Source organism: Saccharothrix sp. HUAS TT1 (assembly GCF_040744945.1).
Lineage (GTDB): Bacteria > Actinomycetota > Actinomycetes > Mycobacteriales > Pseudonocardiaceae > Actinosynnema.
On the sequence record NZ_CP160453.1, the window covers coordinates 7,956,475 to 7,968,615 of the forward strand.

Here is a 12,141-nt window from a genome sequence, read left to right on the forward strand (position 1 = left end):
CGCACGTGATCCGCTCCACCGCCGTTCGCCCTCCCGGTCGCCCGCTGACGACCCGCGTCCGTCCGGGTGCCGATTCCGTGATTTGCGGACCCCGCCCGCCGGATCTCCGTTACCGTCGGCGAACCCGCGTGATCGGAGGGGCGTCGATGAGCGATCCGCTCGCCAACGTGCAGCGCTTCGTGGACGACTGGGAGCGCGACGCGGAGCAGAAGGCGGCTCGCTACGCGTCGATGCGGCAGGAGGTCGAGCGGATCTCCATCACCGCGTCGGCCGCGGGTGGGGCGGTCAGCGTCACCATCGGGCCGAACGGCATCCCCAGCGCCGTGACCATGACCGACGGGGTGAGCCGGCTGCGACCGGAGCAGGTCGCCGCCGCCGTGATGGAGGCCATGCGCCAGGCGCAGGCCCGCTACCCGGCCGAGCTGGCGCGGGTGGTCGGCGAGACGGTCGGCGACACCGAGTCCGGGCGGCACGTCGTCGCGGTCGCCGAGCGGAACTTCCCGCAGGTCGAACCGGACCCGCCGGCCCCGCCGCGACGACCGCGCCGCGACGACGGCGGCGACTTCAGCGACGAGAGCTACCTGGGGTGACGCGATGACGGGCTACGAGGCCGTTACCGGTGAGATCGGCGCGCTGGCCGGTCGGGTCGAGGGGCTGGCGGACCGGCTGCGCACGGCGGCGGACGCGGCGCGGACGGTGGCGATGAACGACTCCGCGTACGGCGTGGTGTGCCAGCCGTTCGCGATGCTGCTCCAGCCGTTCGAGGACATGGGCGTGCAGGCGCTGGTCAAGGCGGCGGAAACGGTGTCGGACAACGCCGCGAAGCTGCGCGAGACCTCCCGCGCCTACGACGACCAGGAGTCCGGCGAGTCGGCCCGCTTCGACGGGATCGACCGGTGAACAACCCGCTGGTGGCCGCCCCGGTGGACGACACCACGGCGGTCACCGGGATCGGCGTCGCCGAGTCCGCGCGCGACCTGGCGCAGGGCGTCTCGGACGGCAGCTGGGTCGAGGCCGGGCTGGGCGGCGTCGGCGTCGGGCTGGAAGTGCTGTCGATGGTCATCGACCCGATCGGCACGGTGGCCTCCTACGGCGTCGGCTGGCTGATCGAGCACGTGCAGCCGTTGAAGGAAGCCCTGGACTGGTTCGCCGGCGACCCACCGGTGATCCGCTCGTTCAGCGAGACCTGGGCCAACGTCGCCGCCGAGGTGGCCCGCGTCGCCGAGGAGCTGGGACGGCAGGACGCGCCGGGCTGGCAGGGCGCCGCCGCCGACACCTACCGGGGCCACGCCGCGCAGACCGCGGACGCCATCGCCGGGGCGGCAAGCCTGGCCGAGGGCGTGGGCGTCGGCGTGATGGTCATGGGCGAGGTGGTCGCCGCCGTCCGCGAGATCATCCGCGACCTGGTCGCCGAGGTCGTCGGCAAGCTGATCACCTGGGCGCTGGAGGCCGTCGCCACGCTCGGCCTGGCCACGCCGGTGATCGTCGCGCAGGCCACCTCCACCATCGCCCGCGTCTGCAACCGGATCTCCGACCTGGTCCGCAAGCTGGTCAAGACGATCGGCAACGTCACCCCGCGCATCCGCAAGGTGCTGGACAAGCTCGGCGAGATCATGGAGAAGCTGGGCAAGCTCGGCCGCCGCGCGGACGGGCCCAGCACACCCGGAGTCACCAGCCCGTCCGGCGCTCCCAGCACACCCGACGCCCCGACCGTCAGAGGGGTCGACGGCACCACCACGCCATCCGGCACCACCACGCCATCCGGCACCACCACGCCGTCGGGCGCCACGACTCCTTCCGGCACAACGACTCCCTCAGGCACGACCACGCCGTCCGGCACCACCACGCCGTCCGGCACGACCGCCACCCCGGACAGCACGCCGTCGACACCGTCGACCCGCTCGCCGGACGGCACGTCCCCCTCCGCCACCTCACCCTCCGGCAAGCCCGGCCCCAACCGCCCGGCCAAGCCCGAGGACACCAGCACGCCCGCCAACCAGCGCCGGTGCGAGAACGACCCGGTGGACGTCGCGACCGGTGAGGTCGTGCTCGCCGAGACCGACGTCTCCCTGCCCGGCGTGCTCCCGCTGGTGCTGCGCCGCGTGCACGTGTCGTCGTTCCGCGCCGGCCGCCTGTTCGGCCCGTCGTGGGCGAACACCCTGGACCAGCGCGTCGAACCGGACCACCAGGGCGTCGTGCTCGTCACCGAGGACGGCATGCTGCTGGTCTACCCGCACGCGACGGGCCCGGTCCTGCCCGAGAGCGGCCCGCGGTGGGCGTTGGAGCGCACCGCCGACGGCTACACGCTCGACCAGGTCGGCCGGCTCCTGCACTTCCGCGACGGGCTGCTCGCGGAGATCGCCGACCTCAACGGCAACCGGATCACCGTGGACCGGGACGCGTCGGGCGTGCCGACCGCCGTCCGGCACTCGGGCGGCTACCACGTCGACGTGCACACCGAGGAGGGCCGGGTCACCGGCTACGCCCTGCGCAACGGCGACGCCTCGATCCAGCTGCCCCGGTTCCACCACACCGCCGACGGCCTGCTGGCCGCGGTCGTCAACAGCAGCGGGCGGCCGATGCTGCTCGACCACGACGACGAGGGCCGCATCACCCGCTGGACCGACCGGAACGGCCACTGGTACACCTACGAGTACGACAGCCGGGGCCGCTGCGTCGCCAACCGGGGTTCCGGCGGCTTCCTGGACGGCCGGTTCGAGTACGACGAGGCGAACCGCACGACCAGGTTCACCGACGGGCTCGGCAACACGACCTCCTACCGCTTCGACGCGGCGCACAACGTCGTCGCCGAGACCGACCCGCTCGGCGGCGCCACGCGCAGCGAGTGGGACGCGCACCGCCGCCTGGTCGCCCGCACCGACGCGATCGGGCAGACCACCCGGTACCGCTACGACGACAACGGCCACCCGGTCGAGGTGGTCCGCTCCGACGGCGCCCGGACCACCGCCGAGAACAACGGCTTCGGCCTGCCCGTCACGGTCACCCAGCCGGACGGCGGCGTGTGGCGCTCGGAGTACGACGAGCGCGGCAACCTGATCGCCGAGACCGACCCGACCGGCGCGCGCACCTCGTACGAGTACGACGACAAGGGCGCGCTCGCCGCCGTCGTGGACGCGCTGGGCCGCGCCGTCCGCTTCGAGAACGACGCCGCGGGCATGCTCCTCGTCGCGGTGGACGCGGAGGGTTCGACCACCCGGCTGACCCGCGACGCGTTCGGCCGGGTCGTGGAGCAGGTCGACCCGACCGGCGCGCGCACCCGGACCTCGTGGACGGTCGAGGGCCGGTTGAGCCGCCGCACGCTGCCCGACGGCACGGAGGAGCGCCGCGGCTACGACGCCGAGGGCAACCTGGTCGAGCACGTCGACCCGACGGGCGGCGTGACCAGGTTCGAGCACACCGCCTTCGACCTGCCGATCGCCCGCACCGACCCGGACGGGTCCAGGTTGGCGTTCGGCTACGACACCGCGCTCCGGCTGACCTCGGTCACCAACCAGCTGGGCGCGACCTGGTGGTACACCCACGACGCGGCGGGCAGGCTCGTCCGCGAGCAGGACTTCGCCGGCCGGGCGCTCAGCTACCGGCACGACCCGGCGGGTCGGCTGGTCGAGCGCGTCAACGGCGTCGGCGAGTCGACCGCGTACGTCCGCGACGCGCTCGGCAAGGTGGTCGAGGAGCACACCCCGGAGGGCGTGACCACCTACCGGTACGACGCGGTGGGCAACGTGCTGCACGCCCGCAACCGGCACACCGAGCTGTCCTACGAGCGCGACGCGCTGGGCCGGGTGGTCGCGGAGACGTGCGACGGGGCGACGGTCCGGTCGGAGTACGACGCCGTCGGGCGGAAGGTCCGGCGGATCACCCCCACCGGCGCGGAGAGCGCGTGGGAGTACGACGGCCGCGACCGGCCGGTGCTGCTGCGCACGGCGGGCCGGGAGGTCTCGTTCGCGCACGACGCCACCGGGCGCGAGGTGCAGCGGCGGGTCGGCGCGACGATCCTGGCCCAGGCGTGGGACGACGCGGGCCGGTTGCGGGCGCAGACCGTGTCGCACGGCCTGGGCGCGGGTTCGCGGCTGGTGCAGCACCGCGCCTACCACTACCGGCCGGACGGCTCGGTGACCGCGGTCAACGACCTGCTGCGCGGCGACCAGCGGTTCGACGTGGACCGCGCCGGGCGGATCACGGCGGTGCGGGCGGCGAACTGGTCGGAGCGCTACGCCTACGACCCGGCGGGCAACCCGACCGGGGCGGACGGCCCCTCCGGGCCGGTGTCGGGCGGCTACGACCGGCAGGGCCGGCTGGTGGTGCGCCGCCGGAAGCGGTTGTCCGCCAAGCCGGACGTGTGGCGCTACACCTGGGACAGCCAGGACCGCCTGGTCGGCGTGATCACCCCGGACGGCACGGCCTGGAGCTACCGCTACGACCCGTTCGGCAGGCGGGTCGACAAGCGGCGGCACGGCCCCGACGGCGTCTCGGTGGTCGAGCGGGTCCGGTTCCACTGGGACGGGTTCGTGGTCGCGGAGCAGGTGGCGGAGTCCGCCGGCGCGCCCGCCCGGAGCACCGTGTGGGACTGGGAGCCGGACCGGTTCAGCCCGGTGACGCAGGTGGAGCGCACCCGGCCGGACGACCGGTCCCAGGAGTGGGTGGACGAGCGGTTCTACGCCATCGTCACCGACCTGGTCGGCACGCCGAGCGAGCTGGTGGACGACCTGGGCACGCCGGTGTGGTGGTCGCGCCGGACCATCTGGGGCGCGGTGACGCACGACCGCGGCGACGGCGCGCACTGCCCGTTCCGCTTCCCGGGGCAGTACCACGACCGCGAGAGCGGCCTGCACTACAACTACCACCGCCACTACGACCCGGACACCGGCCGGTACGCCTCGTCGGACCCCCTCGGCCTCGCGCCCGGCCCCAACCCGTACGCGTACGCGGCGAACCCGCACCGGTCGATCGACCCGCTCGGCCTCGCCCCGGACTGCGAACGCGCCCTGGAGGCGGCCCGGAACCGCGCGGACGCCGAGCAGAACCGGCCGGGCGCGAACGGCGGCAACCGCCCCGCCGTCGCGGCCGGGTTGGCCGTCCCGGGCACCGAGACCACGTTCAGCGGTGCGAGCATCAAGGGCGGCGGCAACCACAACCTGCACCCCGACGTGCAGGCCGCGTACAACAACGTGCCCGCGGACCAGCGCGCGCCGGGCAACCAGCACGGCCGCTGCGCCGAGCCGGAGGCGTTGTCCAACGCCATGTCGGCCGGCGTCGACCCGCGCGGCGGCACCATGGCGGCCGTCGAGGTGCGCGCGCCGGGCAACGCGCGGCACGGCGTGCCCAAGGCGCCCTGCTCGTCGTGCCAGCATGTGCTCAACCAATTCGGCATAACGGCGGTGGTCTAGCGGTGGGACGACGGTGGTCGGAGGAGACGGAGCGGGTGCTGGGCGAGGCGGGCTGGCGCCCTGGGCGCGAGGTGCCCACCGACGGGTGGGAATCGCTGCTCCGGGAGCGCGGCGGCTTCGAGGCCCACGACGCCGCGCGCCGGTTCCTCGCCGAGTTCGGCGGTCTCGCCGTGCCCGCCAGGGGGCCGGGCGTGACCAGCGCGAAGCTCTCCTTCACGCTGGACCCGTCGGCCGCCGAGTGGGACGACGAGATCTTCGACTACCTGAGCCAGGAGGCGGGCGCCCCCCTGTACCCGCTCGGCGAGGTCGACCGGCGCAACAGCTACCTCGGGATGGCTCCGGACGGCTCCGTCTACCTCGGGATGGACTCCGTGATGCACCTCGCCGAGTCCGGTGACCTAGCCCTGGAGAGGCTGGTCGAGGGTCGGACCTGAACGGGCGACCGCCTGCCCCACCACCGCCGACGCGGTGAGGGCGACGGCCCGGTCGTCGTCGTGGACCAGTTGCCGCAGAACGCCCCGAGCCAGGGTCTCCGGCAGCTCGGCGAGCGCCTGGACCAGGCGCACCCGTACCGCAGGGGGCGCGGCGAGTTCGGCGACCAGGGCGTTCAGGACCCGGTCCGCGCACTCGGGGTCCGACGCCAGCGCCCCCAGGACCTCGCCCGCTTCGACGTCGTTCACGCCCTCCACCACCATGCCGACGAGCGTCGGCACGGCCGTGGCCACGCCACGCGCGCCCAACGCCAGGGCGGCCTGCCGGCGCACCGCCGCGGCCGGGTCGTCCAGCGCGCCGGCGAGTGCCGCGGTCACCTCGTCGCCGGACAGCCCGGCGATCGCCAGGACCGCGCGCCGCCGGACGTCGACGTCGTCCGAGCGCATGCCGGCGACCACGCTCGCCACGGCGTCGCCACCCGCCCGCGCGAGGGCCCACCGCAGCGCGCCGGCGACGTTCGGGTCGGACTCCGCGAGGACCGCCTCGGCCAGCAGCTCGACCGGCGCCGGCGCGTCCTCTGCGGGCGCCAGGACGGCCTGCTGCCGCCGTGCGGCGTCGGGCGAGCCGAGCCCGTGCAGGAGCTGGACGATGCGCAGCACGTCCGGCCAGTCGGAGGGCGCCGAGGCGTCGACCGCGCGCAGCCGCTCCAGCAGCTCCCGCTCGCGCTCCAGCCGGTCCTCGGTCCGCCCGATGAGGTCGGCGACCAAGGTGGACGGCGCGAAGGCGGGGTCCTCCAAAGCCCGGCCGACCTCCCGCAGCGACAACCCCAGCGACCGCAGGCTCTCCACGTGGAAGATCCGCCGGATGTCCTCGTCCGAGTACTCGCGGTAGCCGCCCGCGGTCCGACCGGTCGGCCGCACCAGCCCGAGGGCGTCGTAGTGCCGGAGCATCCGGGTGCCGACCCCCGAGCGGCGGGCCACCTCGCCGATCAGCACCCCGCTCACCCGGCCCGTTCCGGCCTGAGCGCGACCACCCGGATCGCCTCGTCCACGTCCGGGTCGAAACCGGCGTCCGGGTCGCGCAGCAGCCGTTCCGTGGCTCGGGCGTGCGCGCGCACCACCGGGTCGGCGCTCGCCGGCACCGCGCGCAGGACCGGCTCGACCACGTCGCCCAGCGCGACGAGCGCCCGGCTGAGGCTCAGCCGCACGTTCCGGTCGCCCCGTCCCAGTTGCGTCGCCAGCTCCGCGGCCAGCTCCGCCCGCTCCCCCTCCGGCACGAGGACGACCGCGGCGCGCCAGGCGCTCCGAGCCACCTCGTCGTCGGCGTCGCGCAGCAACGACCGCGTGATCGCGGGCCACGCGCTCCCGTCCCCGACCTTGGAGAGCGTGTGCAGCGCCTGGCTCCGGGCCTGGGCGCGCTCCGACCGGAGTTCGGCGCGGAGCCGGGGCACCGTCACCTCTGCCGGGAGGCGGGTCAACGCCCAGGTGAGCATGTCGCGCACGAAGAAGTCCGGTTCGACCGCGCACCGGGCCAGGAGCGCGTCGACCAGGCCGGGGTGCGGCCGCGTGCCGACCGCCAGGGCCGCTTGGAGGCGTGTCGACGCGTCTCCCGCGCCCAACGCGTCGACCAATGGGTTCTCGTGCGCTGTGTCCATGGGGACCACCTCCTCACCCCAGTGAAGACCTTGTCACGGTGTCAGGGTCAAGCGACGACGGCGGGCGTCACGCGGGGCGACCCGACCACACGCGCACCGCGATCGCCTGCGCAAAGGATGTGCCGCCGGTTCCTCGCACCCCGGCAGCCGGTTGCTAGCGTGACGCGGTGTCTGAGCGAGAGCACACCGGGCGGATCCTCGACGGCCGGTTCGAACTGCTGGAACGACTGGGCAGCGGTGGGATGGGGACGGTCTGGCGCGCCCTGGACCTGGGGCTGCACCGCGAGGTGGCCATCAAGGAGGTCCGCCCGGCCGACGCCGACCAGATCGAGAGCAACCCCGCGATGGCCGCCCAGCTGCGGGAGCGCGTGCTGCGCGAGTCCCGCGCGCTCGCCCGGTTGCAGCACCCGAACGTCGTGTCGATCTACCAGATCATCGAGTCGCCCGACTCGCCGTACCCGTGGATCGTCATGGAACTGGTCCGCGGCACGTCGCTGGACGCGCGGCTGAACGACGGCGTGCTGACGCCCGTCGAGGCGGCGCGGGTCGGCCGGGACGTGCTCGCGGCCCTGCGCTCGGCCCACTCCGCCGGGGTGATGCACCGCGACGTCAAGCCGGGCAACGTGCTGCTGCGCACGGACGGCAGCGCCGTGCTCACCGACTTCGGCATCGCCGCGCTGCAGGGCTCGACCCAGCTCACCGCGACCGGCGACGTCATCGGGTCGCCGGAGTACATCGCCCCGGAGCGGTTGCGCGGCGACGAGACGCACACCGCGTCGGACCTCTGGTCGCTCGCGATGCTGCTGTACGTGGCCGTCGAGGGCCACCACCCGATGCGCCGCGCGAGCACGATGGCGACCCTGGCCGCGGTGATGACCGAGCCGGTCCCGCCGCCGAGGCGGGCGGGCTCCCTGGCGCCCGCGCTCAACGCGGCCCTGCGCAACGACCCGGCCGACCGCCCCACCGGCGAGGTGCTGGACCAGTTGTTCGCCGCGGCCGAGCGCGACCCGGCGCCGCTCCCGGGGCCTCCCCAGGGTCCTCCCCTGGGACCGCCCACCCCGGCGGGCTTCGCCGTGCCCAGGCCGCCGAGCGGTCCCCAGTCCCCACCGCAGTACCCCCACTGGCAGTCCGGTCCGACGCCGGTCAGCGGACCGCGCCCGCACGGCTACCCGACACCGCCACCGCTCCCGCCGACCCGCAAGCGGACGAGCGCCGTGGTGCTCTCGCTGGTCGGCGTGGCGCTGGTCGTCGCCACCACGCTGCTGGTGGTCCGCCTGGTGGACGCGAACAGGACGCCGGACGCCAACGCGGGCTCGTCCACCACGGTGACGACCACCCCGCTGAGCATCGGCCTGCCCGACGCCCCGACGACCACGGTCCCCGAGGCGGAGGAGGACCTGCTCACGCCCGCCGGCGCGCGCCGAGCGGTCACCGCGCTCGGCGGGGCCATGGGCGGCACGAAGGTGTCCGAGCTGACGTTGTGGCCGGAACGGGCCTCGGCGGTCGCGCCGACCCCGGCGGTCGCGAACGGCTTCGACGACTTCGAGTACCAGGGCGGCAAGGCGACCAGGAAGGGGCCGGACGGGGTCGACGCCGACCGCGCCCTGGTCGACCTGAACGAGGTGAACTGGGACGCCCTGCCCGCGTTGCTGGAGCGGGCGAACAAGGACCTGGGCGTCCCCCAGCCGACCATGCGGTACGTCATCGTGGACACCGGGCTGATCGACGAGATCGCGACGATCAGGGTCTACCTGGCCGACGACTACGGCGGCGCGTACCTGCAGGCGGACCTGAAGGGCGAGGTCCAGAAGACGTACGCACGCGGCAAGTGACCCTTGGTGGGGGTGCGAGTCCGCACCCCCACCAAGGGTCACCGTCCGCTCGGAGCGCCGTCGGTGACCGCACCGGAAACCGACGCGCGGGAGGAGAACACCGAGAGGTTCAGCGTGATCCGCTCGACCGGCTCGACCTCGGCGTCGACCACCGTTGGGACGATCATCAGCGCGCTCACCTCCCCGCGCTGGAAACTGGCGATCGGCTGAACCCGGGTGGTCGAGAGCGGCCGGGAGGGCAGCGGCTCCTCCAGGGAGACGTTGCGGCGGAACCACAGCTCGTCGACGTCCGTGGTGGACAGCTCGGGCCCCTCGGGCGCGACCGGCCGGCCCTGGACCACGACGAGCCTGTCGGCCGGCGCGGACAGCGTCACCCGCCAGGTCAGGGTGCCGCCCTCGGTGACCGCGTCGGTGACCGGGGTGGCGGTGAAGGTCGGCTCCGGGTCGTCGTTCGACACGGTCAGCCGGTCCGTGTAGCGGCCGACGACCACGCCGCGCACGGCCTTGACCAGCACCACGCGCTTCGCGTCCAGGTTCCACCGGGTGTTGCCGGTGATCCGCACCGGGATCGCCACCTCGTGCTGCCCCGGCTCGATCGCCACCACCTGCCCGGTGTACGCGACGCCCTCCTCGTCCTGGACGAACACCCGCACCGAGCCCGCGCCGTCACCGGTCACCGAGACCGGGAACCGGACGGTCCGGACGCCGGAGTCGCCCTCCTCGACGGTCAGCGCGCCCACGTCGACGCGCGGCAGCGCCACCGGGCGCGGGTCCGGCAGGCCGGGCGCCCAGCCGTGGGCGTCGATGAGCCACGCCTGCCCGGCGCCCCCGTGCGGGACCAGCTCCAGCTCGGCGACGCGGCGCAGGTCGACCCCGTGCGCCGGCAGGGGCACGCGGACCTCCTGCGCCCACCGGGCGGACAACCGCTCGGTGGCGGGCAACCCGTCCAGCGACACCGACCCCAACCGCGCCCGCCGCCCGTTCACGTCGGTGAGCGCCACGTCGAAGCGGTTGGCCGCGGTGTTCGGCGGCACGGCCAGCCGCAGCGCCAGCTGCCGCGCGCCCGCCAGCGACACCGGCGCGCCGGGGCGCACGGTCGCGGCCTGGCCGTCGGCGGACCAGCGCAGCGCCACGGCGAACCGGCCGGGCTCCCCCGGCACGCGGTTGAACCGGACGAAGTGCGGCGACGGGCGGGCGGTGGACGGGTCGACGCACGCCGCGGCCGGGTCGGTCGACACCGGGTCGCAGACCGCCGCGGACCCACCCGCCGAGGTCGCCGCGTCGGGCACGACGAACGGGGAACGCGCGCCGCCGACCGCGTGGGACAGCACGCGCGCCGGGTCGGCCGAGGGCGCCCGGACGCCCGACCCGTCGAGCAGCGGCAGCACCCGCCGGTCACCCGCGACGAACAGCCGCGCCGCCGCCGCGATGTAGGTCGCCGCCGCGGTCTGCTGCTGCTCGGCCGTGAGCCGGGTGGCGGTGCCGGGCGAGCACACCGCGTCCACCCACGTGTCGCGGAAGTCGTCGTGCGCCGGGGCCTCCGCCTGGCCGGGCGTCCACTCGGTGTTGAAGAAGTTGTGGTTGGCGCCGACGAAGTACAGCGCGCTGTGCAGCGCGGTCCCCCGGCTCACGCCGCGGGTCGCGTCCACGAACAGCTGGCCCTGGAGGTCGGATACGTCGCCGTCGCAGCCGGGCAGGATCGTCACCGACGGCACGTCCGGCGCGGGGTTGTGCCCGAAGATCGTCGGTCCGATGAGCAGCGCGCCCCTGATCCGCCAGCGCGCCGGGGCCTCGCCGGGCGGCGGGGTGAGGCTGTCGACCGCGGCCCGGTTGACGCCCTCGCCGCCGCGCGAGTGCCCGACCAGGAACACCTCGTCCAGGTCGGCGACGGGCGCGGCGCGGACGACGTCGGGCGCGGAACCCCGACCGGCGCCCGCCCAGTCCGCCCACCTCGCCAGGTGGGCGCGCACCAGCGCCGACCGCGCGCCCGCGCCCGACTCGACGTCCAGCACGTCGTGGGCGTTGACCGCGTTGGCCGACACCGAGACCGTCACGTAGCCCTGCGAGGCGAGCAGCCGCTGCGCCTGGAGGTAGCCGCGGTGGCTCGGCACCGGCTCGGCCGGCTCCGGGCAGGGCCACTCCAGCAGCAGCGCGGCCCCGTTGTAGCAGGTGGCGTGCCTGCCGTGCAGGAACAGCGCCAGCGGACGCCTGCCCGGCGCACCGGTCGGCGCGACGACCACGGCCTTCATCTCCAGCGGCACGGGGTAGCCGGACACGGCGATCGGGTCGAGCTCGTACTCCCCCGTGCGCGTGGCGAACCGGCCGGGCGTGCCGGGGTCGGTGTCGCCGGCGGGCTGCAATGCGGGCGGCGTCGCGTTCACCGCGGTCGACGGTCGCACGGGCTCCTCGACGTCCAGCCGCCTGCCCGACGCCCGCACCTGGAGCCCGTCGGTGTCGGCCACCGAGACCGCGTCCAGGGTGTGGGTGCGCAGGTCGGCGGACGGGCGCGGCACGCCCAGCAGCCGGTCGCCGTCCCAGAACTCGATCGCCGCACCGCCCGGCGGGACCGGCGCGGGCGCCGTCCAGGTCAGCCGCGCGCCGTCGATCGCCCACCCCGTCGGGAGGGGCTGCGGCGTCGGCTGGGCCTGCGCCGTCACGGGTGCGACCAGGGCCGCCGCGAGCAGGACGGGTAACAGAAGTCTGATCGAGCGCATGTGCGATCCCCCTGAATCGACCGACGTCCGACCAGTTCTAGCGCTGCGGGAGACCGCGCCACAAGCGTTGGCGAAACTGTTTCGGCAGCTCTGCCCGAAAG

Annotated in this window: 8 protein-coding genes; 5 read left to right on the forward strand and 3 right to left on the reverse strand. The window is 74.9% G+C overall.

Going from position 1 to position 12,141, the window contains the following annotated elements; all coding sequences use genetic code 11:
- Positions 1 to 146: 146 nt before the first annotated feature.
- The 4 genes from AB0F89_RS34825 to AB0F89_RS34840 are packed head-to-tail and all read left to right on the forward strand — an operon-like array spanning position 147 to position 5,842.
- Positions 147 to 590, forward strand: a complete 444-nt coding sequence (locus AB0F89_RS34825; protein ID WP_367130330.1) for a YbaB/EbfC family nucleoid-associated protein — start codon at positions 147 to 149, stop codon at positions 588 to 590.
- 4 nt (positions 591 to 594) lie between these two features.
- The gene (locus AB0F89_RS34830) at positions 595 to 900 is read left to right on the forward strand and encodes a type VII secretion target (protein WP_367130332.1); all 306 of its coding nucleotides are present in this window, start codon (positions 595 to 597) and stop codon (positions 898 to 900) included.
- Positions 897 to 5,408: an RHS repeat-associated core domain-containing protein gene (locus AB0F89_RS34835; RefSeq protein WP_367130334.1), complete on the forward strand. Its 4,512-nt coding sequence runs from the start codon at positions 897 to 899 to the stop codon at positions 5,406 to 5,408. The genes AB0F89_RS34830 and AB0F89_RS34835 overlap by 4 nt, the downstream gene beginning before the upstream one ends.
- 2 nt (positions 5,409 to 5,410) lie before the next feature.
- Positions 5,411 to 5,842 carry an SUKH-3 domain-containing protein gene (locus AB0F89_RS34840; RefSeq protein ID WP_367130336.1) on the forward strand — a complete coding sequence of 144 codons (432 nt, stop codon included), beginning with the start codon at positions 5,411 to 5,413 and terminating at the stop codon, positions 5,840 to 5,842.
- On the opposite strand, the gene AB0F89_RS34845 is transcribed toward AB0F89_RS34840, so the two are convergent.
- Positions 5,807 to 6,835: a HEAT repeat domain-containing protein gene (locus tag AB0F89_RS34845; RefSeq protein WP_367139129.1), complete on the reverse strand. Its 1,029-nt coding sequence runs from the start codon at positions 6,833 to 6,835 to the stop codon at positions 5,807 to 5,809. The two genes, AB0F89_RS34840 and AB0F89_RS34845, sit on opposite strands and share 36 nt — an antisense overlap.
- A gap of 5 nt (positions 6,836 to 6,840) precedes the next feature.
- The gene (locus AB0F89_RS34850; RefSeq protein ID WP_367130338.1) at positions 6,841 to 7,494 is read right to left on the reverse strand and encodes a HEAT repeat domain-containing protein; all 654 of its coding nucleotides are present in this window, start codon (positions 7,492 to 7,494) and stop codon (positions 6,841 to 6,843) included.
- A 167-nt stretch (positions 7,495 to 7,661) separates the two neighbouring features.
- Between AB0F89_RS34850 and AB0F89_RS34855 the strand changes: the two genes are divergently transcribed.
- Positions 7,662 to 9,326 (forward strand): serine/threonine-protein kinase, encoded by a 1,665-nt coding sequence (locus tag AB0F89_RS34855; protein WP_367130340.1) that lies wholly within the window; start codon positions 7,662 to 7,664, stop codon positions 9,324 to 9,326.
- A 38-nt stretch (positions 9,327 to 9,364) separates the two neighbouring features.
- Here AB0F89_RS34855 and AB0F89_RS34860 read toward each other — a convergent pair whose 3' ends face one another.
- The gene (locus AB0F89_RS34860) at positions 9,365 to 12,040 is read right to left on the reverse strand and encodes an alpha/beta hydrolase family protein (RefSeq protein ID WP_367130342.1); all 2,676 of its coding nucleotides are present in this window, start codon (positions 12,038 to 12,040) and stop codon (positions 9,365 to 9,367) included.
- Positions 12,041 to 12,141: the final 101 nt, after the last annotated feature.